Origin of the sequence: Enterococcus sp. DIV1208 (assembly GCF_050530455.1) — a bacterium.
GTDB classification, from domain to species: Bacteria; Bacillota; Bacilli; order Lactobacillales; family Enterococcaceae; genus Enterococcus_B; species Enterococcus_B hirae.
The window spans coordinates 1,417,331-1,440,969 of sequence record NZ_CP172887.1 but is presented as its reverse complement, the minus strand read 5'-3'; the positions used below and the strand labels follow the sequence as shown (position 1 = coordinate 1,440,969).

Below are 23,639 nucleotides of genomic sequence, written 5' to 3'. Positions count from 1 at the left end.
GTTACTACGATAATCGTCCTGTTGAAATTTATTCATTAACCACATCTAGAGAGTGGGTCAATTCTATCTAAAGTAAATTTTATTGTAATATCAGTATTAATCAGCGTTTTTACTATCTGAAATGAAACGGAAAAATCAATGATGATTCATCAATCCCATAAATATCAGTTTTTTTCATTTCCTTTTACATTTATAGTACAATTTAAAAAATAACGATTTTAAGTAAGTCCATTTTTCCTGGTTTGTTGGTAAAATATGACATTGTACGATAAAATAATTCCTTATATGCTTCTTGATGAAAGAAAAATTTTTTCTTAATAGAGTAATCAAGGGAGGATTATGTTGAAAGATAAAAAAAGATTATTGAAAAGTGCGTTGATTTTTGCATTGATACTCGGTCAAACGAATAGTGGGACTATCGTGGGAGCAGGTTCGATGTTGCCTACAAATGAAAACAGATCTATAAGTCAAAAATCAAAAAGAACTGAAAAAACAAATCAGGGAAAAGAAAAAAAACAAGTGAAAAAGCAGATAATAATAACCTAGTAGATTCAGAAGATGATCAAAAAAATACAACAATTTCTTCTAGAGACTCTGTGCTAACCAGTTATCAACGTGGAGAACTTAGGAAGACAGCTTCTTCGTATTTAGAAAAATATTTGAATGTTAGGATAAGATTTACAGTAGATGAGATTAACTTAAATTATAAAGTAGATGAACAAGTAAATTTAAAATATATACTTGTTTCAGACTTTGAGTATAGCAATCAGATAGGTCTTATGGAACCAGCTTATGACCCTGATCTCCCTCGTGATGGCATTCTGATAAAGAATGACACAATATATTTATTACCTCAAGGGGCACCACATAATGGAACTATTCCAGAAGGTAAACATTTTAGTGTAGATTCAAAAAGCGGAAATTGGCGAATGAAATTGGTTCAATTAAATACTTGGGGTTATCAGGTTACATTCACTCGTCTGAAAATTGCGCCAAACCAACCCGAGATTTTCCCTATGGAAATCGCTTATAAACCTACTTACTTTTATGGGATAGTTAAAGAATATGATGCAATTGATTTTTCAGTAGATTTTCCTGATGCAGAAGCAAGTATTGGGAAATTGAAAGCTTCAATAAAAGATAGCGTACATACGCTTAAACAAGGTGATGAGGTACCTAACGCTGTAGAATATATTGAGTCAGTAGAGAATACTCGAGGAAATGTAAAATATGAATGGAAAACGTCTCCTGATACGAGTCAGCCAGGAGTGCAAGAAGCGAAAATAGTAGTCAGTGATGACTCTGGAAGAACACTTGAAGTCACTGTGCCGATTACGATTATGCCTTTGCCGCTAGAGATGTTACCAAAAGCAGGAGAACATAAAGTCATACAATATGGTGCTGTTCCAAAAGCAGCCGATTATTTTAATGTGGTGAATCATTATGAAGAGTCTACATATAAAATTGAATGGGTCAAAGCCCCTGATATGAATCAAGAGGGTGTTCAAACTTGTCTGGCGAAAGCGACCTCCTCAGATGGGCGTACTGCAGATAGTGCAGTACAAATTGAAGTTATCTCCAATCCAGGTTTAGAAGTTAAATTAAAACCATTAGAAGAACGAATATTAGGAGTATCCTACCCTTCTTTAAGTTCAAATTTTAAAAATTATATAGAAGAAGTGACACTGTTAGGTGAGAAAGTAGACGTTAATGAGCTAGAATTGGTCGTGGACGAAACAACCGATACAAATTTTCAGACTATTGGTCAAAAAGAAGTAAACATTACAGTTAAGAAAAAAACTTCTGAGGCGAGTGTCTGGATTAAAGGAACAGGAACCACTACAGTCAACGTATTATGGGGCAATACCATCTTAATGCGTTCAATTGATGGCCATTCTGCAGGTGCTTTCACTCTTGATGTCAGTAACTCAAATAATGACTCCGCAGCTCTTTCGATTCGCCAAGGATTAGAATCACCGTTAAACGTGGCGGTAGGAAAATTACAAGATCCATTTAAACTGTATTATCGGTTGGATATTTTACGTAATGAGAGAACGATCTATACGCAAGAAGTAACAAATCGGGCAACTTTACAAGAAATTATGAATGCTTTCGGAGATAAAGAGAATAAAATAGAAGTTAAAATAGATGATATCATCCAAATCACACACCCAGGGAAAACAGCTAATAGCTCGGTCGTGATGATTGATGAAGAAGAAAAAGATTTTACATACGGAACAGAGAATGCTCGTTATCGTGTAACAGCGTATGGTTTAGACCCAGCTCCCGTAATAACAGCTGAAAGCGCAAGAGTATTTTTTTTAGGCGAAGATATCAACCAATTGAATCCACAAGAGTTCATCAAAAATATACGTCTTAATGATCAATTAACTTCGAATGAACAGTATAAAATCAACCTTATCGATGGGGGGATACTCGAACAGTTGGTAAGCAAACGATGAGAGTCAATATTACCACAAAAGATGGTTTAGTCTCTGAAGAAGTTGAAGTCACTTATCAAGTGAAATGGGGTGATACTTTCGTTCTAAAGGGGTTGAAAGAATCGACTGTTGGTGCATTCAGTTTACTAAAAAGTAATGATCAATGGCAGATTAAAGCTAGCCAGGGCGTAGAAGGTACAGAATTAGACGAGCCAGTCAATAACTACTTTGGCAGAGGTACCTTTTACTCCATTGAAATTTTACAGGGGACAACTAACAAGTTCCGTTATGAAGTGATAGGCAATCAGTCGATTCGTGAATCCATCTACGGTTTCAACGAGGGAAAACCGCTGGATGTCAATGAAGGTGACGTGATCAAAGTGTACCATGCCGATTCTGTTGGGAAAAATCTATTAATGAAAGACGAATTAGTCAAGGATTACACGATGGGTTCCGATTATGCGTATTATGAAGTCACTGAATATGGCTTGGAACCAATTTTAGCGGTTGCGGCTGATTCGATGCCTCAAGAATTTACCTTGGGTGAAGACAGCAGTAACGTTGATGGATCGAAGTTGATCAATAGTATTACGGTCAATGGAACGATAGTGGCTAGTAATTTATATACAGTCAAACAAATGAGTGATTTCGATACTTCGGTAGCTGGTTCACAAACGATCAAGGTACGTATTGATACGAAAGATGGGCTGGTGTCAAAAGAGCTTGACGTTCCCTATGAAGTCAAATGGGGGAAAACTATTTTGATAAAAGCTCAGAATGGACAATCAGCCGGGGCCTTTTCATTATATGCGGGAACTTCCAGTACGAATCGGGTATTAGTCTTTAACCAAGGATTAAAAACCGATCTTAAGACACCAATTAGTACCGATTCTTCACTTTACTATTCCATTGAAATAGTGCGTGAAGGGCGATCTGTTTACTCGCAAGAGATACCGGGTTATGCGACTTTAGAAGAGGTAATGGCTAATTTTGGCTCGAAACAAAAATTGAATGTCCAAGCAGGTGATATCATAAAACTATATCATCCCCAACGTTCAGACGGTAGTTCTGTCTTACTGGTAAATGAAATAGAAAAGGACTATACCTATGGTTCTCCATATGCTAATTACCGCATAACTTCTTATGGTTTTGAGCCCATGCCGGTAATTGAAACTGTAGGACCAAATAAAGTTTTTTCTTTAATGGAAAACATTCAAAATATAGACTTGAGTCAGCTATTAGCGAATATAACAATCAATGGTGAACGGGTGGAAAGCAAAAATTATAAGATTACGCAACTTTCTAAAATGGACACCTCTACTGTTGGTAAAAGAGAAGTCAAATTAAATCTTAAGCCAGAAGATGGCTCAGCAGATATTGAACTGGATGTTCCTTATGAAGTGGCTTGGGGAAGTACTTTCTTACTTAAAGGGTTTGATGACCAGAATGTGGGCGCTTATAGTATTGTGGAACAAGACGGAGAGTGGACGATCCAAGTTGGCAAAGGGGATGATTCCACCGTTTTATCGGATCATGTGAATAGTGCCTTTGGTCGCGATACTTACTACCGAATCGAAATAGTAGGAAATCCAGAAAATCAGTCCGAAGAAAAAACAGGTGTCACTGTCGAAAATATTATGGGCTTAGATCCGACTACTCGATTATCGGAACAAATAAAATACCAGTATGATGTGACGGGCAATATGACAGTGTGGCAGGCGATCAATGGGTTTAATAATGGCCAACCATTACCGATTGAGGAAGGGGACATCGTTAAAGTTTATCATGCAGAGGCGAAGAATAATTTATTGATGCGAGATGACTTGTCGAAAAATTATACAGCGGGTTCCAACTACGCCTATTATCAAGTGGCCAGTCAAGAATTTGTTCCCATCACTGAGATGGAGGCTGAAACAGTTTCGCATGAATTTACCTTGGGCGAAGATACCAGTGACATTGATGGAATGGATTTGATTAAAAATGTCACTTTCAATGGTCAAAAATTAGAGACGACATTATATGATGTCGAACAAGTTTCTGACTTTGATACAAATACCACTGGACAGAAAATGTTAAAAGTGAAATTGTCTACCGCAGATGAGGTGACTTCTACAGAAGTGGAAGTGCCTTACGAAGTGAAGTGGGGAAGTACGATCCAACTAAAAAATCAAGATGGCGATACTGTAGGTGCCTACAGTTTGATAAAAGAAAACAAACAAATCAAACTCCAATCATTACAGGGAGAAGACGGAAGTGACTTATCGAACCGTATCACAGAATATGATGACATGGAAATTTACTATGGGATTGAAGTTTTTACAAATAACAGCAGTAAATATAAATACGAAGTTCGCGGTACGCAAACAATTGAACAATCGATTAATCGATTCAATAGTGGGGAACCATTAAAAGTTTCGGTGGGAGATCAAATTAAAGTGTATCATGCCGATCCAAGTGGGAATGTCTTGATGGCAGAAGAAGAAGAGCGAAATTACACTTATGGTTCCAATTATGCGTATTACAATGTGACTGAATATGGGTTTGAACCAACAGGAGATTTTACCGTGACACCAGCAGAAGCGAAAATAGTTATCGATACGAAACGTGTGGACCTTAAAAATCTTTTGAAAGAAGTTAAAGTCAATGGCAAAGAGCTGCCGAAAACTGCTTATACGGTTGCATTAGATCCTGAAACAGAAATCGATACTTCTTCTTTGGGGTATCGTGTTGCTAAACTAGTCGTGAAAGCTGACCGTTCCTATGGTGGTTTTTCTACTGAAACTGAAGCGGCTTATGAAGTGGTGGAAAAAGGGACGGATGGTGCTTTAGAAGATGGTACAGAAGATAGCATGACTGAAGATAAAGAGATCACAGGAACAGATTCAGAAAAAAAGAACTCAAATGGAGACAATACAAGTGGCGCAAAAAATGGTAATTTACCAAAAACCAATGAAACAAAAAATACGGTTTTTACTGTATCAGGTGTCTTGATTGTTAGTTTAGCGGGAATCATCCTGTTTTGGAGAAAAAGAAAAGCAAATAAAAATTCTAAAAAATAAGATAATCAGTTATTAAAAAGCCCACGTTAGCTAGATTACAGCTGACGTGGGCTTTTTTGTCGGTCTTCAGATTGATTAGAAAGTAGTTAGCTTTCATTGGTGTCACTCAACTAAAGAAATGAGCTACTCTCTCATTTGGCTTCTATCTTGATATTCGAGGATATCACCTGGTTGGCAGTTTAAAACTTCGCAAATCTTATCGAGCGTAGAAAACCGAACCGCTTTTGCTTTACCATTTTTTAAAATAGAGATATTAGCCATCGTAAGACCTACTTTTTCACTCAGTTCGGTCACGCTCATTTTTCGCTTGGCTAACATGACATCTAAATTGATAATAATAGACATTCGACACCTCACACTGTTAAATCATAGTCATTTTTTAAATAAATGGCTTGTTTGAGTAAATCAATCAAAATGCTTGAAAGGATGTAGATAAAAAAAGGGATAAAGAGTAAGACGAAAGCGATGAGTAGGATTCCTGGACTATCGCTCATATCAGCTATTTGGTAAAATTTTGGCAAAATACCAAATGCAAGGATCGTGATACATAAAAGGCAAGATCGGATTTTACTGATAAGCTTTAGACTCTTTTTAGTAAAAGTTTCCTTTGAAGGGAAGGTTTTGACTAAGCGGAGCAGGAAGAAATTGAGCAACAAAGTCACTAGAAGGATTAGGTAAAGAACTAGAATAAATAGTGTAGTTTGCCAGTTGCTAAATGGATTTGTAGGATTTGTACTCAATTGAATAGTTAATAGCGTTCCCAAGAGAAGGGGAACAAAACAAAAAACAGAAACGATTAATTGGATAAAGAACAGTTTGGATTTCATAAAATGCCTCCTAAATTTTTATTAGTATAGCATGAGGTTTGTTCATTATCAATAATTATTTATCGATAAACGATAAATAAAAGGATGGACAAACGCCTTTTTCAATAAAGAAAAGGCGTTCTAACGAATCATATTATATTTTAAAGCTGTAAAACTATTACTAAAAATGGACTATTTCTCATTTAAACAATGTATTCCCTAACCACTAATACATCCTTGTAACCCTGAAGTTACGCCAGTGGGATTAAATTTCATCAAAACAAATCAAAATCTCGCATAAAATATTTATCGCAATAGATTAATTATAACATATCATTTGCAAAAAAGATATTTAATTTAGATTACATTTACGATAGTTATAAATAACAGAAATTTTAAGGAGAAAAACGTATCATTATCATGTTTATACCCTCCCAAATCTAAAGTAAATATGCTAAAATCACAAATAACAACGAAGATCATGATTGGTTGGGGAAATTTATTCCTATTTTTCGTTATTAAAATTAGGTGTACAAATAACTAATTGTTTTATTTTGTTTGGTTGTGGGGAGTGGAGAAACAAAATACGCTAATATAAATTGTTATATAAGTATGGATAAAAAATTCAGATAAAATTATTAAGTTGTTAGGGGAAGTTTAAATGAAATTAAATGAAGAAAGTTTATTTATCCTAATTTTGATTGGTCAGCTTTACACTGTTTTTATGGCTCTTGGTTATCTAAGGAATCTTTTATCAAATAAAAAATTTCAATTGTTTTCGTTTATTAGTGTAATCGCTTATATTGCTTTATATCAATGGATCAATATCATTGCGACAGTTATCTTATGGGCTGGGTTATGTCTAAGTATCTATATCATTGATCGAAACATTGATATAGCGATATTTTATCCTTCGATTATTTTATTTTTCTACATATTCATTGATGGAACAGCCAAATATCTATATAAAATTTTAGAGTGGGATATCAGCGATTTTTTTACAGCTGTTTTAGGAACAGGTTGTTTGTGGATCGTTACTGTTTTTCTAAAAAAAATGGTCATACCGAAGATTGTTAGGGATAAAACGACTTTAAAAATAGCGGCCATCGTTGTTTTTTTTACGATTATTATTTATTTTATTAACATTTGTAGTGATCGTTTTTCTGTTTTAGCAAGATTCCTAGTTATCAGTAATGAATTATTTACGGTTCTTTATGGTGTAATGTCTACCATAATTTATTGTGTACTACTTTTTATCAAGAAAAAAGAATTCGAAACACGAGAGCAGCAAAAAGAAATGCGTCACCTGATTGAATACAGTGAACAGATCGAAAATAACTATCTTGCATTACGAAAATTTAAACACGATTATAAGAATATTTTGTTTTCAATAGAGGATTATATTCAAACAAAGGATATTGAAGGGCTGCAAAAGTATTTTTATCAAAGTATCAAAGCTACTGAAACGATTTTTGAAGAAAACAATCTCCCAATTGCTTCGATTTCAAATCTTAAAATTAGAGAGATAAAAAGCATTATTTTGAGTAAATTATACGTGGCTAGCCAAAAGGGTGTCGAAGTAAACGTAATGATTCCAACACCCATTACGGATATCGCTATCTCAACAGTCACACTTGTTCGTATGCTAGGGATTATACTGGATAATGCAATTGAAGAATCAGCCTTTTTAGAAAAGGGAAAAATTGAATTGACTATTATGGAGGAAGACAAAAATTGTTTTTTTGTCTTAATGAATCAATGTCGTTCGAGTATTCCTAAATTACATGAATTGAAAAAAGTGAATTTTACTACTAAAAAAGGAAATCAAGGACTAGGTCTAACGAATCTGGACGAGCTTGTTCATTTGAACGAGAATGTTTTTTTAGAAACAAAAATTGAAAACAATCGCTTTATACAAATCATAACGATTAGTGGAATGAGGGGCTAGTAATGTTAAAAATATTTGTTTGTGATGATGAAATTGCTCATCGAAATAAGCTTACTCGGATGATTACAAATTATTTATTGATGAAAGACTATGATGTTCAATTCCAATTTGCTACGGATGATCCAATGATGATCTTGTCGTTTATTTCAAAACATAAAACAGAAGGAATCTATTTTTTGGATATTGATCTAAAAACGGATTTAAATGGGATCGAGTTAGCAAAAAAAATCAGAGATTACGACCCAACAGCAAAAATCATTTTTGTGACAACTTATACAGATTTAGTCTATTTAACTTTTTTATACAAAGTCGAAGCATTAGATTACATCGTTAAAGATAATATGGATACCTTTCAAAAGAGAGTGACGGAATGTATTGACGTCGCAGTTGAACGCTATTTGAATACAAATCTGGAAACTAGACCCCAAATTTGGATTAAGAATGGTCCAGTTGATGTAAAGTTATATGTCGATGAAATATTTTATTTTGAATCTAGTCCAACACCCCATAAATTGATCGTCTATTTAGATAACCTCAGAATTGAGTATATAGGGAAGATCAAAGAAGTAGAAAGTATGTATGAGGTATTTTGTCGTTGCCATCAATCTTATGTAGTTAATCTGATGAATGTGAAAGAAATCAATAAAAAAGAACGAGTGATCACTATGGCCAATGGAGCAAAATGTTTAGTTTCTACTCGTCATTTAAAAAAAGTAGTAAATCAGTTCAAGAAATTAACCAGTTGTTGATTACATCTCCAGGTATTCCGCACTTTTGATCAAATAACGTTCACTTTTGATAAAACCAACTATCTTATAAAAAAACAAATATAATATAGATGAAAAGGAGCGGATCAAATGTTGGAAGAATCTATATCTTTAGAAGAAAAAGTTTCAAAAACAATTAGTAAGCGGATAGGAAGACAATTACAATTGTCAGAAATTGACTTGGCAAAAATGGAATATGGATTAGCTGTTCTTCTGGTAATTAGTTCAAAGATATTTTTTATCTACTGTTTAGCTGGGTGTCTTCATATTATTCTGCCGGTTTTAACTACCCATTTGGCATTTACACTAATGAGAAGAACAACAAAAAGTTTCCATGCAAGAGATAGTAATGTATGTACGGTCTTAAGTCTATTTTTCTTTGTCTTATTACCATATCTAGTTACTACTTTTGCTGTAGATGTCACAAGAGCCAGCTTTGTGATCTGCAGTCTCATGATTTGCTTGATCTTGTGGTTCAAAGGGATAGTGATCGCACAAAAATCGGCGAAAAGTTCTTTGCTAAATGGAAAGAGCCAGATGATAGTGGTCAGTTTGTTCCTAACTATTTTTGGTGGGGTTCAATCAAGTAACCGTATTCGTACCTTACTGTTGTTAGGCATGATGATCTCAACCCTTTTAATGTTTGTTCAAAAAAGAAAGGATGAAGAAAATGTTAAAAAAAATTAGCTCAAGAAAATTAAAATATATGCGAATTTTAGCAACTGTTGCTATTGCTGTTGCTACAGAAGCTATAGGTAAAGGAACAATGTGTACAGGAATTATTTATGAACCAAAAGTACCTGATGCATTGAAACAAATCGAAAAATAAACTTGGAAATCGAAATACTAGTGGAATAAAAAGAATTCATTGTACGAATAAGTCTTAGGATCAAAAATAGTAGTTGCTATTTTGACCCTAAGACTTATTTTTTTCGATAATTTTGTAAGAGCAAAACAAATATAAAAAAGAAAAAAGATTCCCATAATGTCGTTGTCCAACTAAATTCTTTTGAAATTCCAAAAAATAAATTCCCTGCATTAGAAACGATTAAATAAATTAAGGTAGTTATTAGAGCATAAATTATTTTCTTTACCATAATCTCACAACACCCCTTTTTTCAAAAACATGGCTAAAGCGTTCCATTTCTTCAAATGATCTTTACTTAAGTATAATTCATTTAAAAGATATTTGGAAAGAAATTTTATCTGTTTTTTACAGATATGAAAGAAGAAAGAGAGTAGGAAACGATAAATATTAGAAAATTTTCATAGCAACTGATAGTTTTTTGTAATAATAACTGAGCATTATCTTTGCATTTTTTAATGTAGACTACTATCCTTTAAATATACCCAATAGAAAAAAGGCAACACAGTCTATTGGAGGGAAACGTTATTTATGAATGATTGTCATAGAAAGTGAAAAAAGGCTATTAGTATTAGCATGGCATGGTAGCGCTTTCTATTAAATCTTGTAAATAACATGTGTGATCACGGTCAATTAGAAGTAGGAGGTGGAGAATGAATAAAGGGTGGAAGATCGTCGGTATTCTTGCAAGTTTATTCTTGCTGACGGTGCTTTTAGGGATCGCGTTGATCAACGCACCGTATATGATGCCAGAACAGTTGGAACGTTTTCGATTTTTTGTCATAACGAACTACTACGTGCAACAATATCTATTTTGGACAGCTGTCGTTTTTGCTATACTTGTGCTTATTTTGTTATTAGTTGTTCTTTTCTATCCAAAATCCAAAGGGACGTTTGTTTTAAAACAAAAAGATGGAAAACTGACTTTAGATAAGAAAGCAATCGAAGGGCTTGTGCGATCACAATTACATGAAGAAGAATTTGTTGGTTCACCAAAAGTTCGAGTACGCTCAACAAAAAATAAAATCAATGTCCATGTAAAAGGGGATTTAAAACGAACATCCTCTTTAATTGGTAAAACAGGAGAATTGATGCGTGACATTGAACAACAAGTGGCACGAGTACTTGGTACTGAACAAAACATCGCTGTAGCTGTTACTTATAGTGGATTTGAAGATTATGACAGTAATGCACACAAGCACGCTCGAGTAGAATAGGAGGGGCCCATCATGAAAGAGATATTTTCAGCGTACAAGCTCCCTATTATCTTCGGGGGACTTGGCTTACTGTTAGCTGTTTTATGGATAACAGTTGGATTTTTTAAAACACTTCTAATATTAATCATGACTGCTATAGGTGCAGGCATTGGTTTTTATTTGAAAGAAACAAAAATATTTGATCAATTTTTTAAATCTTAGGAGGAACTGGACATGGAAAACAAAGAAATCAAAAACACAAATACAATGACATCTGAGAATAACCATATTTCACGTGGAGAATTAACTTACGAAGATAAAGTAATTCAAAAAATCATCGGTTATGCTTTGAAAGATGTTGATGGTTTATTAACATTAGATGGCGGTTTCTTCTCAAACATTGCTGAAAAATTAGTGAACACGGATAACGTCACAGCAGGAATCAATGCAGAAGTTGGTAAAAAACAAGTAGCTGTTGACTTAGATGTAGTTGTAGAATACGGAAAAGATATTGAAAATATCTATGATCAAATTAAAGACTTGATCAGCCGTGAAGTGAATGATATGACACATTTAGATGTAATCGAAGTGAATGTGAATGTAGTTGATATCAAAACACAAGAAGAATATGCAAAAGATCAAGAAACTGTCCAAGACAAAGTGACAGATGCTGCTAAATCAACTGGTCAATTTGCTTCAAAACAAACAGATAAAGCAAAAGCAGCTATGAATAAAGGAACACAAAAAGTGAAAGAAAACACTGAACCACGTGTTCAGTAATTGATTGTTAGTAAAAGAAATTAGGAGGAAATTAAAATGGGATTTATTTGGTCATTAATCGTCGGTGGTATTATCGGAGCAATTGCAGGGGCTATTACAAATAAAGGTTCTTCAATGGGAATCATTGCTAACGTAGTCGCAGGTCTAGTTGGATCAGCGATCGGACAAGCTTTACTTGGCACTTGGGGACCAAGTATCGGGGGCATGGCAATCGTTCCATCATTGATTGGTGCAATCATTCTTGTATTGGTCGTATCATTCTTTGCTCGTAAACTGTAAGAATTTGATCGGATCATTTGATCGATCATAAATAAAATCAGAAGAGAGTGGGACAATAGTTCTTTCTCAAAAAGAAAATAAGTTCGATTTTGATGTTTATTGTCAAAATCGAACTTATTTTTTCTGTTTTGCGCACTTTCCTCTCCATATATTTTCCTAATTTTCTTAAATTTAATGCCATCAGTGCCAAACCAATATCAATCGTTGCTCCTTGTTTCCCACGCAAATGGAAACGATGGAACGCCAAATGAGCCTTTAGATGTCCGAACACGGGTTCGACATCAATTTTTCGTTTCCGATAAATCGAACCAGTTTTCTCCTCTAAAAGATTTTTTCTGCATTCTGCTTTGAAATAGCGCCAATTATTATTTACTTGAATTTTTCGCTTTTGTTCACTTTTCGCACGCGTACATTGACGACGAACTGAACAGTTCCGACAATCCTCACATTCATAGATTTTGAAATCTCGAATAAAGCCACCTTTATCTTTTCTGCGACTATAATTTTTGAACGGTACCGGACGATTCGCTGGGCAAATATAGGTGTCTTGTTCTTCAAGATAACGCCAATTCTCCACGTTAAACGGATTATCCTTGTACTTCTTTTTATTTTCTTTGTGATAACTGCCATATGTAATTAAGGGAGTTTTATGTAGAACATCGTTGATATACATGTAATTTTCTTCGCTACCATACCCTGCATCTGCCACAATGTACTCCGGTAACTCCTTATGTCGGTCTAAAAAACTGTCTAAAAATGGATTCAATGTTTTGGTGTCTGTGGGATTTGGAAATAATTCATAGCTCAAAACATACTGATTTTCGGTGGCGATTTGTAAATTATAACCTGGCTTGAGCTGTCCATTTCGCATATAATCGTCTTTCATCCGCATAAAGGTGGCATCAGTATCTGTTTTTGAAAAGCTATTTCGTTCTTGAAATAGTTGAGCATACCGTTCATACTTTTGTTTTCTTGGCAGATAATCCGTTTGTACCTGTCGGAGATATTTTTTATACATTCTTCTTTTTTTCTTTAGTTGACTTTGCTTTTCTTTGCATTTTTCATGTGTTAATTGTACTTGTGTTTCATGGAGTTCAGCTTCTAAATGATGAGCGACTTCTTCTAACTGGTCGCTCGTCAATCCATCGGATTGACTTTCTTCTTTTAAGCAAGGAAGAATTTCCTCTTGATAAAGCGTTTGATAAAAAGCTTCTGATTTTTCATCTAACAACCGTTCATACCGAGTGGTGGCTTTACGCCAAACAAAGCTGAACTTATTGGCGTCTGCTTCAATTTTCGTACCGTCAACGAAGATGGCTTCATTATCTATCACTTGATTGGTTATCAGTTGACGGCGAAACAACACAAAAGCCTCTGCTAGAAGCTGAGCTGTCGTTTCCTGACTTCTGAATCGATTGATCGTGCGGTAACTCACTTGTTCATGATTGGCTAGCCAACGCATACGGTAACTATCGTCTAATAAAAATTCGATCTTTCTGCCAGAAAAAACACGTTGCGTGTAGGCATAAAGAAGAATTTTCAACATCATTTTGGGGTGATAGGCTGGACGTCCCAGCTGTTGTTCAATTTGGTTGAAGAGCGCTTGCGGGATTGCTTCTACTAACGAGTGAACCGCAAAGGCAACATCCGTTTCTGGAATATAATGTTCTACATCTAGTGGTAAAGTTGTTTGGTTGATGGTATAATTTTTAAACATAAGGCACACTCCTTTGATTTTTGTTTAGGCACTTTAATCATACAAGGTTGTGTGCTTTTTGTGTACCTTAAAATCAAAAAAAAATGGGGCAATAATCAGATTTTTTTCTGACTATTGTCCCACTCTCTTTTTTTATCTACTTTAAAAAAATTCGGTCCAGTTAGTAAAGTTTATTCGTGTAAGCTGTTTAGAATAAAAATATCATTGTTATTGTGAAGTTTTACTCAAAATCCTCTTGACTTAGAGTTGACTCCAAGTAGTACAATATCTTTTGTGGTAACAATTACTAAGGCCGAAATGAGTTATTCTTTTCGGACATGTTATTGCAAAAGGAGAGAGAATAGTGAGTATAAAGACAAACATCTTAGACCAAATCAATGGTCCAACAGAGGTAAAAAAACTAACGATAGACGAAATGTCTGAATTAGCTACAGAAATGAGAGAAAAGATTTTACAAAAAAATAGTGCGATCGGAGGACATGTCGGCCCAAATTTGGGTGTCGTGGAATTAACAATTGCTTTCCACCATGTGTTTGACTCGCCCAAGGATAAAATTGTTTGGGACGTTTCCCATCAATCTTATGGACATAAGTTACTAACTGGTCGTAAAAATGGATTTGAGGAGGGAAGTTACCACGAAATTAGTGGCTATTCCAATCAACATGAAAGTGAACATGATTATTTTACTGTGGGGCATACTTCAACTTCGATCAGTTTAGCGGTCGGTCTTGCAAAAGCCCGTGATTTGAAACAGGAGAAAGGAAATATCATTGCTTTTATCGGGGATGGTTCCTTAAGTGGAGGCTTAGCTTTTGAAGGTTTGAATAATGGTGGAACAATCAATTCTAATTTGATCGTTTTGGTTAATGACAATGAAATGTCCATTGATGAGAATCAGGGAAGTTTATATCGTCATTTAGCAGAGCTTCGTGAAAGCAATGGGACAAGTAATGATAATTTATTTAAAGCGATGGGGTATGATTATCGCTACGTTGCGGATGGTAATGATTTAGAAACAGTAATTGAGGTTTTCAGAGAAATTAAAGACATTGACCATCCAATCGTTTTACATGTTCACACCGAAAAAGGTCATGGCTATGAGCCAGCCGTCGAAAACAAAATGAAATATCATTGGCATGTACCGTTTGATTTAGAAACAGGCGAAGCGAAAAATGCTCCTACTAGTGAAAGTTTTAATCAAATAATTATGAACTATCTTGATGAAAAAACGAAAACAAGTGCAACGCCTATCGTGGCTGTGAATGCTGCGATTCCAGGAATGTTTGGCTTAAAGGAATTTCAAAAAAAACATCCAGAACACTACTTTGATGTGGGGATTGCAGAACAACATTCGATCACATTTGCTTCTGCTTTAGCATCTCAAGGGATTCGACCTGTGGTATTCCATTCAAGTGTGTTTTTACAACGAGCATATGATCAATTATCTCATGATTTAGCGATCAACGAAAATCCAGTAGTCATTCTAATTGGAGGAGCAAGCATTTCAGGAAGTGATCGTACCCACCAAGGGACTTTTGATATTCCTTATCTTTCAAGTATTCCTAATATTAAATATTTAGCGCCAGCTACGAAGGAAGACTTACTTTCGATGTTGGATTGGAGTTTATCACAAACCGATACACCGGTTGCTATTAGAATCCCTGCTCATGGTGTGACATCTGGTGAAGCAATCGCAAAAGACTATGCTATTCCAAGTTACCAACGCTTGGTTGCTGGAGATAAAGTTGCAATCTTAGCACTAGGTGGCTTCCTTGAATTAGGTAAACAAGCTTTAGAAGAATTTGCGAATCAGGGGATTTCAGGCACTTTGATTAACCCTGGAACGATCACCGAACTTGATCATGAAACTTTAGAAGAATTAAAAGAAAATCACCAATTGATTATCACTTTAGAAGATGGTAGTCTTTCGGGCGGATTTGGTGAAAAAATCAGTCGTTATTATGGAGATTCAGCAATCCAAGTTCTAAACTTTGGTTCTCAAAAAGAGTTTACTGATAGTGTACCTGTTCAAACATTGTATGAACGTTATCATTTGACACCAAAACAAATCGTAGCAGATAGTCTTAGCAGTTTAAATCAATAGAAAAAACAGAGTAAATTCGTGATATCAAACGAATTTACTCTGTTTTTTTAAGAAATCCGACTTAAATAAACTATATTTATATTATGTAAACAAAGCTAGGGATAAACCGAACGATTAATGAAATAAACATTGCTTTTATCGATAAGAATCCCATAGAATAGAAAAGTAAAGAAATAATCTATTGTTAAGGAGGTTTTTTATTTGATTGATTTGCAAGAAATATTTACACAAAACCAGATTGCGTTTGAACTTTATCGCCATCGCCCAATTTTTACCAATGAGGATGCGTTAGTTGTAAAAGAGGAACAAGGGTTTAGTGGTACTGAGACGAAGAGCTTGTATCTAAAAGATAAACAAAACAATCGCTATATTTTTTTAACCTTCACGACTAAAAGAAGCGACTTTAAAAAATTAAGCAAACTGATTGGTAAAAGAGTGTCAGTTGTTTCGGCTGAAGAAATGGAAGCGGAAACGGGACAAAAGCCAGGTGCTGTTTCACCATTTGGTTATGAATCATCTGTTCCTATCATTATTGATGAAGAAATATTCGCTCAGGAAAAATTAGTATTTGCACCTGGTAGACCTGATCAAACCATGGTAGTCAAAGTAGCTGATTTAGATAAGATCATTCAAATATTAGAAATAAAAACGTATGTATTACCAGCAGGGGTGTGACCTGTAACCATAATGAAACAGGTTCATCTTAAGTAAAATCTTTTGTTTAACGTAAAGTTTCGTGATAGAAAAAACTACACATGAGTAAAGTGGCAGACGTGACGTTCCATACCAAAAAGCTTAGCTGATCAGAAAGTAAATCGAACATGGTTCAGACAAAAACGATGAGACGATCGTGAAAGTAAAACAAAAAAGCAAATGTCTAAACTATAAACAAAAGTGTCATTTTGTTATAAAACATCGATCATCAGCTTTTTTATTTGGAAATTATTTTGTTCCTGTAATCAAGTTAATTGAGATAATAGTTGATCATATCCTAATTCTCTGGCATAATCTTCGGCAGTTTTCCCTTGGTTATCACGCAATTCTTTATTTGCACCATGAGCCAATAATTCTCGGACGATGTCTTGGTAGATCTTTGAGCCATCTCGCAAAGCCACAGCTTCAATTAACGCAGTATAGCCATAATGATTTTGATGGTCAATATCAACACGACCATCAGTTAGCAAAAGTTTGACGTTGGCTAAATGTCCTTTTTCGGCAGCTGGTATCAATGCATTACCACCAAAACGGTTAACGATCGACTGATCAGGTTCACTATTTTCAAGCATATAAGCAAGAATCTCAGTTTTTCCTTGTGCGCCAGCATATAAGTAAGGGCTATCTTGAATATGATCTTGTAAGTTGATGTTCGCACCGTGATCAACGAGGATTTTTGCAATATCGATCATATTATGGTGGACAGCAATCAATAATGGGGATTCTCCTTTTTCATTTTGTTCATCAATCATCGCAGTTGACTGGTCTAACAACGTTTGAACTAGATTTAAATCCTCGGCACTAACAGCTTGTAACAAGCGACCTGGAGCAATTGACATTGGTGTTTCCTCCTTTGATGGATGGTTGGGATTAGTTGGTAAAGGCACAGAAGCTGTAGAATCCAAAACAATCGAATTCGTGCTAGTATTAGTACCATTTGACTGAGAGGAATGATCGGCACATCCTGCAAATACCAATAACGTAGGGAATAACCATAGGATTGAATAAGGTTTCATGAAAACGCCTCCTCCATATTATTTTAGTTGAAATAGCCATAAACAGCAAAGTAAATACTTGCTAAACAATGCACAGCTCTTTAATAGAGGAAAAAACGTAATTAGCAACACTTCCAATACGGATTCTTGACAAAAAAAGAACAATGATAGATAGTAAAAAATAGTGTCTGACTAAATCTAGACAGGAGAACAGTTTTTGATTCTGTCAAATGAAAGCAGGGGAGTAGATGTTTACACGTTTGTCATCTCAATTAACAGAAAGAGAAAATTATAAATTACTGATTGGTTCAATTATTCCCAGACCAGTAGCTGTTGTTTCAACATTAACTGAGAAAGGGAACTTAAACATTGCGCCATTCAGCTATTTTAATATCGTTAGTTCAAATCCACCCATCGTTTCGTTAGCTGTCCAAAGAAAGAATGAGCAGATGAAAGATACTGCTAAAAATATCTTAATAAGGAAAGCAGCAATTATCCAAGTTTTAGATGAGCAAAATGTGGTGGAGGTCAATAAAACAGCAGCAACTCTTCCGCAAGAAGAAAGTGAACTAACCTTGACTAACTTGACTACGAAAATAAATAGGAATGGTTCAATTCCACCAATCAATGAGGCAAAAATTGTTTTTGAAACGGATTTATATGACCATCTCAAAATTAAAAATGAGCAAGAAGTTACTGCCGATCTTTTCTTATTAAAAATCCATACGTATCAATTAAATGAAGAGGTATATGATCCAGTATCTAGGAAGATCGATCCCAAGAAACTACAACCAGTTAGTCGATTAGCAGGGAATGATTATGCAACCTTAGGGAAAATCTTTACCATCCCTAGGCCAAAGTGAACTACATGACGATAAATATGTTATTTTTAGAGGATGTATAATCCTAAGAATATTATTATAATATTGGCGTAAGAAATAAAATTTAGCTAAAACATTTTTTAGTTATAAAAAACAATAAAGTTTTTTTAGGTAAACCGAATGATTTAAAGTTTTATTTGAAATATACAAGTAAAAAGGCAGATATGAGGATTTCTGGTGCATGGATAAACTGGTATGTAAATGTTAAGATAACTTGATAATTTATTCCGAAAAGTGAAAACGAGAAAATCAAAACAGAAAAATCAATCAAGTCAGCAAAGGATTTTCATATTAAACGACTTCCTAAAAAGGGGAAATATATTAAAGATTGATTAATTTTGTTTTTTTATCAAATAAATGATTGCTAAAATAGTTAAAGAAGCTTACTATTAACTCTGTAAAAAATAAAAATAGTAATAACCTTGTTAGGTGAGGCTCCTATACAAACATATGCTATTGCTCAGAAACGTCGAAAGACGCCAATGAGTCAAACAGGAATTGTCGGATTAAGGCTTTTTCAAATAGCTAAGAGTGTTTCTTTACGTTGTATAGTGCTAAAACTCGGACGATGAGATGATGCTAGGTCAGAATTCTTGTTCGAAAAGGTTTCTGACCTTTTCTTATATTCTATAACTGATTCTATATTTAACTGCTCGTGTTCGCCTAACTTGTGTAAGAGGAGGGGGATATGCGATGTGGAAAAACAGAAAGATCGACTGGTTGATTTTAGGCCCTTATTTGGCTTTGTCAATTGTCGGTCTTTTAGAGATATATAGTGCTAGTTCCTATCGTTTATTGGTAGCAGGAAGTGATCCTAAAAGCTTATTTATTCGGCAATTTTTGTTTATTATCCTTAGTTGGGGCGTAATTGTATTGACCTATTCCATCAGATTACAAGTTCTACTGAAACCAAGAATAATAAAAGCTGGATTGATTGTATCGGGCTTATTATTAGCGATGATGAAACTCGGGATTTTTGCTGTAACAGTTAATGGTGCCCAGCGGTGGGTTTCAATCGCTGGAATCCAGTTTCAACCATCAGAAATCGCAACCATTTTTTTGATTTTATATTTAAGTCGTTTTTTTAGAAATGACCGCAGTGTTCCTGAGAAACTTCATATACCAGTATTGATCGTGGGCGGAATCGCCGTGCTTGTTTTGTTTCAACCTAAAATTGCGGGAGCACTGATGATTTTAGCTATTGCTGGAGCTATCTTTTGGGCTGCAGCTATTCCCATTAAAAAAGGGCTGATAATTATCGGAGCAGCGATTGCTAGCTTGATCTTAGTAGCTGGCTTAGTTTTACTACTTGAAAAGCATCATTTGTTACCTTCATTTTTTGAACACGCTTATGACCGAATCGCAATGGTTCATAATCCTTTTTTAGATGAACATGGTGCAGGATACCAGATGAGTAACTCTTACTATGCACTATACAACGGTGGCCTATTTGGTCGAGGAATGGGGAATAGTATTACTAAAAAAGGTTATCTCCCTGAATCCGAAACAGATTTTATTTTCTCAGTCATTGCTGAGGAGTTTGGGTTGATAGGCGCATTACTTGTTTTGTTTTTGCTTTTCTTATTATGTATGCGAATCTTCCAAAAGAGTACGAAACAAAAGAACCAACAGGCAAATTTGATCTTAATTGGTGTAGGGACATGGATACTCGTTCAGACAAGTATCAATATTGGAAGCATCCTTGGTTTAATTCCAATGACAGGTGTACCATTGCCATTTGTTAGCTACGGAGGAACAAGCTATTTAATCTTGTCTTTTGCTATTGGATTAGCTTTGAATATCTCGTCTCGACAAGTGAAAGAGAAAAATAAGCAGGTTGAGAGGTTACAACTCAAGAAACCTAAACTGTTAAACAAGAACAATTAAGAATCTCTCAATTGGACTATCATAATAAAAAAATGGCTATATTTCAAGTAAGAGGTTCGGTTAGAAAGAGGAATCGAAAATGAAAACATTTCAAAAAGTGATTTTAGGTCTATTGACGGCAGTCGTCATTGTCATCGGCTATTTTTCTTTTGAGTTTGTTCATGGTTATTCTTCAACGAGTCGAGCAGACGATGTACCAAAAGTAGAAGCCAAAAGTGTTCCTAAGATTATCAATGTGGCATTGATTGGCTCTGATGCCCGGTCGAAAGAAGAAAATGGACGTTCAGATTCTTTGATGATTGCTCAGTATAATCAAAAAACTAAAAAAGCAAAATTGGTTTCGATTATGCGTGATTCTTATGTAGATATACCTGGGCATGGTCAAGATAAGATCAACGCAGCATATTCATATGGAGGGATTGATCTTTTGAACCAAACATTGAAAGAAAATTTAAAATTTGAAACACCTTATTATGCAAGTATCACCTTCCAAGATTTCATTGATTGTGTCAATGAGCTATTCCCTAACGGTGTAGATATCAATGCTGAGAAAGATTTAGACTTGGATGGTGTATACATCAAAAAAGGTGAACAAACGATGGATGGGAATACCTTATTGCAATATGCGCGTTTTAGAGAAGATGCTGAAGGAGATTTTGGACGGATCAGAAGACAACAACAAGTGATCAAAGCAATTTCTAAGCAATTAAAAGATGTGACCTCCATCCTTAAATTACCAAAAGCAATCGGTCAACTCTTGGGAAGTATTAAAACCAATTTACCTGAAAGTGTATTAATTGATTGTGGCATTGATTTCTTAAAAGATGACAAACCAATTGATACGTTATCTGTACCAGTTGAAGGTAGTTGGAATTTTAATGATTACACACCTTCTGGTAGTGTACTAGAACTTGATTTAGAAAAAAATCAATTAGCAATCAATCAGTTTTTAGACCAATAGATTTACATTTTATTTAAAGTGTAAGAAGTTAGAAACAAGCGATTGTCGTTGTGTTCTAGCTTCTTTTCTTATGGTAAAATGGATAGAAGTTAAGATAAGAAAATGTGAGCGGAGGGACAAAATGAAACGAAGTGACAATCATCGTAGGAACAAGACTGGTGTTTATCTAACAAGCGCCCTTGTTTTGGTTCTTGCGGCTGGTGGCGGGTATTTTTACTATCAAAAAACGCATGAAGAGCAAGTGGTTTCAGCAGGAGAAAAAACGATCCAACAGTTTGCGGAACGTTTGAGTACTGGTGATTATAAAAAGGCGATGTCATACACGCAAATTGATTCACAGACTAAGAAGACAATTTCTGAAAAAGAAGCTCTTGAAAAATACCAAAATATTTACGGAGCTGTGGCCATAAAAGGCTTGGAAATCTCTAATTTAAAAGTGACGAAAAAAGATAGTGAAACCTATTCTTTTTCTTATAAAGCTAAAATGAATACAAGCTTAGGCGAATTAAAAGACCTATCATATAAAGGGACTTTGACAAATAAAAATGATCAGATCAAAATCAACTGGCAGCCGAACTTGATTTTTCCTCAAATGGAAGATACAGACAAAGTAAGTCTGACTAGTGAGGAAGCTAAAAGAGGCGATATCCTTGATCGAAATGGAAAGAAATTAGCAACGACGGGCAAATTGAAACAGTTAGGGATCGTTCCTAGAAAGCTGGGAGAAAAAGAAGAGAAAACAGCAAACATCAAATCAATTGCTGCAGCTTTTGATCTTTCAGAAGATGAAATCAATCAAGCTATCTCTCAAAGTTGGGTACAACCGGACTACTTTGTTCCTCTAAAAATCATTGATGGACAAACCCCCGAATTGCCAAGCGGAGCAGCGATCCAAGAAGTTGATGGTCGCACCTATCCGTTAGGCGAAGCAGCAGCGCAATTGATTGGTTATGTTGGTGATATCTCAGCAGAAGATATCAAAAAGAATGCTGAATTAAGTAGTAATGGTAAAATTGGTCGTTCTGGTCTGGAAATGACTTATGACAAAGAACTACGTGGCACCAATGGAGGGAAATTGAGTATTACGGATGCTGATGGGACAGAAAAAGAAGTATTGATTGATCAAGAAGTGAAAAATGGTCAGGATATCAAATTAACTCTTGATGCCGATGCTCAAAAAATCGCATTTGATAGTTTAGGTGGAAAAGCGGGTTCAACAGTAGCGACTTCGCCAAAAACGGGTGAGTTGTTAGTATTAGCGAGCTCTCCAAGTTATGATCCAAACAAAATGACAAATGGAATCTCTCAAGAAGATTATCAAGCCTATACGGAAAATAAAGATCAACCATTTATTAGTCGTTTTGCTACCGGTTACGCTCCCGGATCTACATTTAAAATGATTACTGCCGCAATCGGATTAGATAATCAAACGCTGAATCCAGACGAAGTATTGACGATCAATGGATTGAAATGGCAAAAAGACCAATCATGGGGATCGTATCAAGTTACTCGTGTCAGCGATGTGCCTCAAGTCAATCTGAGAAACGCAATGATTTATTCAGATAATATCTATATGGCTCAAGAAACCTTGAAAATGGGTGAGAAGAAATTCCGCGAAGGATTAAATAAATTCATTTTTGGGGAAGACTTAGATTTGCCGATCAGCATGAATCCCGCACAAATCTCAAATAAGGATAGTTTCAAGTCAGAAATCTTATTAGCAGATACTGGTTATGGGCAGGGAGAACTATTGATCAATCCGATCCAACAAGCAACGATGTATTCTGTTTTTGCTAATAATGGAAATCTCGTTTATCCAAAATTAGAGATGGATAAAGAAACGAAAGTTAAACAAAATGTCATTGCTTCAACAGCTGTACAGACGATTCTGCCAGATTTGAAAGATGTTGTTCAAGATACGAATGGTACCGCTCATTCTTTAGCTACTTTAGGCATACCAATAGCAGCAAAAACTGGTACAGCGGAAATCAAAGAAAAACAAGATGAAAAAGGACAAGAAAATAGCTTCCTATTTGCTGTGAATCCTGATACAAATGGTTATCTCATGATCAGCATGTTAGAAGATAAAGCAGAAGGTGATTCTGCAACGAAACGTGCACCTGAGTTGCTCCAATACTTGAATCAAAACTATCAATAGACGAATGAATAAAACTAATCAATGACTGTAGTCACTACTTACATTTGGGCTAGGAAACCTAAATTATTTAGAATACTACAG

The 23,639-nt window shown here is 35.2% G+C and carries 21 protein-coding genes and 1 riboswitch; of the genes, 17 read left to right on the top strand and 4 right to left on the bottom strand.

The genetic code is table 11. The features are described from left to right. The first annotated feature begins 342 nt into the window (after positions 1–342). From IGK91_RS06680 to IGK91_RS06670, 3 genes are all read left to right on the top strand, one after another. Entirely contained in the window at positions 343–546 is a 204-nt protein-coding gene (locus tag IGK91_RS06680) for a hypothetical protein (RefSeq protein ID WP_128479502.1), read from the top strand. A 233-nt stretch (positions 547–779) separates the two neighbouring features. Then, entirely contained in the window at positions 780–2,462 is a 1,683-nt protein-coding gene (locus tag IGK91_RS06675; RefSeq protein WP_240187585.1) for a Rib/alpha-like domain-containing protein, read from the top strand. Further along, positions 2,459–5,500 carry an LPXTG cell wall anchor domain-containing protein gene (locus IGK91_RS06670; RefSeq protein WP_181934274.1) on the top strand — a complete coding sequence of 1,014 codons (3,042 nt, stop codon included), beginning with the start codon at positions 2,459–2,461 and terminating at the stop codon, positions 5,498–5,500. The genes IGK91_RS06675 and IGK91_RS06670 overlap by 4 nt, the downstream gene beginning before the upstream one ends. Positions 5,501–5,623: 123 nt before the next feature. Here IGK91_RS06670 and IGK91_RS06665 read toward each other — a convergent pair whose 3' ends face one another. Both IGK91_RS06665 and IGK91_RS06660 read right to left on the bottom strand, forming a co-directional pair. Then, positions 5,624–5,845: a helix-turn-helix domain-containing protein gene (locus IGK91_RS06665; protein ID WP_081123468.1), complete on the bottom strand. Its 222-nt coding sequence runs from the start codon at positions 5,843–5,845 to the stop codon at positions 5,624–5,626. Between the two features lie 8 nt (positions 5,846–5,853). Next, positions 5,854–6,327: a DUF2975 domain-containing protein gene (locus IGK91_RS06660; RefSeq protein WP_034867092.1), complete on the bottom strand. Its 474-nt coding sequence runs from the start codon at positions 6,325–6,327 to the stop codon at positions 5,854–5,856. Positions 6,328–6,967: 640 nt separating this feature from the next. Here IGK91_RS06660 and IGK91_RS06655 point away from each other — a divergent pair. The 8 genes from IGK91_RS06655 to IGK91_RS06620 all read left to right on the top strand — a co-directional run bounded on the left by IGK91_RS06655 (position 6,968) and on the right by IGK91_RS06620 (position 12,141). Then, positions 6,968–8,254 carry a sensor histidine kinase gene (locus IGK91_RS06655; protein ID WP_010737645.1) on the top strand — a complete coding sequence of 429 codons (1,287 nt, stop codon included), beginning with the start codon at positions 6,968–6,970 and terminating at the stop codon, positions 8,252–8,254. A gap of 2 nt (positions 8,255–8,256) precedes the next feature. Further along, on the top strand, positions 8,257–9,003 hold the full coding sequence (locus IGK91_RS06650; protein ID WP_430605262.1) for a LytR/AlgR family response regulator transcription factor: 747 nt from the start codon (positions 8,257–8,259) through the stop codon (positions 9,001–9,003). A gap of 108 nt (positions 9,004–9,111) precedes the next feature. After that, on the top strand, positions 9,112–9,708 hold the full coding sequence (locus IGK91_RS06645) for an accessory gene regulator B family protein (protein ID WP_181934273.1): 597 nt from the start codon (positions 9,112–9,114) through the stop codon (positions 9,706–9,708). Then, positions 9,692–9,850, top strand: coding sequence for a cyclic lactone autoinducer peptide (locus tag IGK91_RS06640; RefSeq protein WP_010737642.1), 159 nt, complete (start codon positions 9,692–9,694; stop codon positions 9,848–9,850). Before IGK91_RS06645 ends, IGK91_RS06640 begins: the two co-directional genes overlap by 17 nt. A 689-nt stretch (positions 9,851–10,539) precedes the next feature. Then, positions 10,540–11,103: an alkaline shock response membrane anchor protein AmaP gene (amaP, locus tag IGK91_RS06635; protein WP_010737641.1), complete on the top strand. Its 564-nt coding sequence runs from the start codon at positions 10,540–10,542 to the stop codon at positions 11,101–11,103. Between the two features lie 12 nt (positions 11,104–11,115). After that, positions 11,116–11,304, top strand: coding sequence for a DUF2273 domain-containing protein (locus IGK91_RS06630; RefSeq protein WP_010719095.1), 189 nt, complete (start codon positions 11,116–11,118; stop codon positions 11,302–11,304). Between the two features lie 12 nt (positions 11,305–11,316). Next, complete coding sequence (locus IGK91_RS06625; protein WP_010719096.1) at positions 11,317–11,862, top strand: Asp23/Gls24 family envelope stress response protein; 546 nt, start codon at positions 11,317–11,319, stop codon at positions 11,860–11,862. 36 nt (positions 11,863–11,898) lie between these two features. Beyond that, on the top strand, positions 11,899–12,141 hold the full coding sequence (locus tag IGK91_RS06620; RefSeq protein ID WP_010719097.1) for a GlsB/YeaQ/YmgE family stress response membrane protein: 243 nt from the start codon (positions 11,899–11,901) through the stop codon (positions 12,139–12,141). A 37-nt stretch (positions 12,142–12,178) separates the two neighbouring features. Here the strand turns inward: IGK91_RS06620 and IGK91_RS06615 are convergent, their stop codons facing one another. Beyond that, the gene (locus tag IGK91_RS06615; RefSeq protein ID WP_113803577.1) at positions 12,179–13,858 is read right to left on the bottom strand and encodes an IS1182 family transposase; all 1,680 of its coding nucleotides are present in this window, start codon (positions 13,856–13,858) and stop codon (positions 12,179–12,181) included. 343 nt (positions 13,859–14,201) lie between these two features. On the opposite strand from IGK91_RS06615, the gene IGK91_RS06610 reads away from it, so the two are divergent. Together IGK91_RS06610 and IGK91_RS06605 are read left to right on the top strand one after the other, a co-directional pair. Continuing rightward, positions 14,202–15,962: a 1-deoxy-D-xylulose-5-phosphate synthase gene (locus IGK91_RS06610; protein WP_081122702.1), complete on the top strand. Its 1,761-nt coding sequence runs from the start codon at positions 14,202–14,204 to the stop codon at positions 15,960–15,962. A gap of 201 nt (positions 15,963–16,163) precedes the next feature. Further along, a complete protein-coding gene (locus IGK91_RS06605; RefSeq protein ID WP_010737638.1) occupies positions 16,164–16,637 on the top strand; it encodes a YbaK/EbsC family protein in 474 nt (157 codons plus the stop codon). A gap of 284 nt (positions 16,638–16,921) precedes the next feature. Here IGK91_RS06605 and IGK91_RS06600 read toward each other — a convergent pair whose 3' ends face one another. Next, on the bottom strand, positions 16,922–17,692 hold the full coding sequence (locus IGK91_RS06600; RefSeq protein ID WP_010737637.1) for an ankyrin repeat domain-containing protein: 771 nt from the start codon (positions 17,690–17,692) through the stop codon (positions 16,922–16,924). A gap of 227 nt (positions 17,693–17,919) precedes the next feature. On the opposite strand from IGK91_RS06600, the gene IGK91_RS06595 reads away from it, so the two are divergent. The 4 genes from IGK91_RS06595 (at position 17,920) to IGK91_RS06580 (ending at position 23,558) form a co-directional block, all read left to right on the top strand. After that, entirely contained in the window at positions 17,920–18,534 is a 615-nt protein-coding gene (locus IGK91_RS06595) for a flavin reductase family protein (RefSeq protein ID WP_081122706.1), read from the top strand. A gap of 432 nt (positions 18,535–18,966) precedes the next feature. Next, positions 18,967–19,132, top strand: a riboswitch (M-box (ykoK) riboswitch). A gap of 113 nt (positions 19,133–19,245) precedes the next feature. Further along, entirely contained in the window at positions 19,246–20,439 is a 1,194-nt protein-coding gene (locus IGK91_RS06590) for an FtsW/RodA/SpoVE family cell cycle protein (protein ID WP_010737635.1), read from the top strand. A gap of 79 nt (positions 20,440–20,518) precedes the next feature. Then, a complete protein-coding gene (locus IGK91_RS06585; protein ID WP_081122708.1) occupies positions 20,519–21,400 on the top strand; it encodes an LCP family protein in 882 nt (293 codons plus the stop codon). Positions 21,401–21,521: 121 nt separating this feature from the next. Continuing rightward, a complete protein-coding gene (locus tag IGK91_RS06580) occupies positions 21,522–23,558 on the top strand; it encodes a penicillin-binding transpeptidase domain-containing protein (protein WP_081129312.1) in 2,037 nt (678 codons plus the stop codon). The last annotated feature ends 81 nt before the right edge of the window (positions 23,559–23,639 follow it).

What these genes read in the sequence shown, in the direction of transcription:
- IGK91_RS06595 (WP_081122706.1), top strand. Translation starts at nt 17,920, where the DNA reads ATGTTTACACGTTTGTCATCTCAATTAACAGAAAGAGAAAATTATAAA.
- IGK91_RS06645 (WP_181934273.1), top strand. Translation starts at nt 9,112, where the DNA reads ATGTTGGAAGAATCTATATCTTTAGAAGAAAAAGTTTCAAAAACAATT.
- IGK91_RS06600 (WP_010737637.1), bottom strand. Translation starts at nt 17,692, where the DNA reads ATGAAACCTTATTCAATCCTATGGTTATTCCCTACGTTATTGGTATTT.
- IGK91_RS06655 (WP_010737645.1), top strand. Translation starts at nt 6,968, where the DNA reads ATGAAATTAAATGAAGAAAGTTTATTTATCCTAATTTTGATTGGTCAG.
- amaP (WP_010737641.1), top strand. Translation starts at nt 10,540, where the DNA reads ATGAATAAAGGGTGGAAGATCGTCGGTATTCTTGCAAGTTTATTCTTG.
- IGK91_RS06670 (WP_181934274.1), top strand. Translation starts at nt 2,459, where the DNA reads ATGAGAGTCAATATTACCACAAAAGATGGTTTAGTCTCTGAAGAAGTT.
- IGK91_RS06625 (WP_010719096.1), top strand. Translation starts at nt 11,317, where the DNA reads ATGGAAAACAAAGAAATCAAAAACACAAATACAATGACATCTGAGAAT.
- IGK91_RS06630 (WP_010719095.1), top strand. Translation starts at nt 11,116, where the DNA reads ATGAAAGAGATATTTTCAGCGTACAAGCTCCCTATTATCTTCGGGGGA.
- IGK91_RS06580 (WP_081129312.1), top strand. Translation starts at nt 21,522, where the DNA reads ATGAAACGAAGTGACAATCATCGTAGGAACAAGACTGGTGTTTATCTA.
- IGK91_RS06615 (WP_113803577.1), bottom strand. Translation starts at nt 13,858, where the DNA reads ATGTTTAAAAATTATACCATCAACCAAACAACTTTACCACTAGATGTA.
- IGK91_RS06590 (WP_010737635.1), top strand. Translation starts at nt 19,246, where the DNA reads ATGTGGAAAAACAGAAAGATCGACTGGTTGATTTTAGGCCCTTATTTG.
- IGK91_RS06660 (WP_034867092.1), bottom strand. Translation starts at nt 6,327, where the DNA reads ATGAAATCCAAACTGTTCTTTATCCAATTAATCGTTTCTGTTTTTTGT.
- IGK91_RS06585 (WP_081122708.1), top strand. Translation starts at nt 20,519, where the DNA reads ATGAAAACATTTCAAAAAGTGATTTTAGGTCTATTGACGGCAGTCGTC.
- IGK91_RS06640 (WP_010737642.1), top strand. Translation starts at nt 9,692, where the DNA reads ATGTTAAAAAAAATTAGCTCAAGAAAATTAAAATATATGCGAATTTTA.
- IGK91_RS06675 (WP_240187585.1), top strand. Translation starts at nt 780, where the DNA reads ATGGAACCAGCTTATGACCCTGATCTCCCTCGTGATGGCATTCTGATA.
- IGK91_RS06665 (WP_081123468.1), bottom strand. Translation starts at nt 5,845, where the DNA reads ATGTCTATTATTATCAATTTAGATGTCATGTTAGCCAAGCGAAAAATG.
- IGK91_RS06650 (WP_430605262.1), top strand. Translation starts at nt 8,257, where the DNA reads ATGTTAAAAATATTTGTTTGTGATGATGAAATTGCTCATCGAAATAAG.
- IGK91_RS06620 (WP_010719097.1), top strand. Translation starts at nt 11,899, where the DNA reads ATGGGATTTATTTGGTCATTAATCGTCGGTGGTATTATCGGAGCAATT.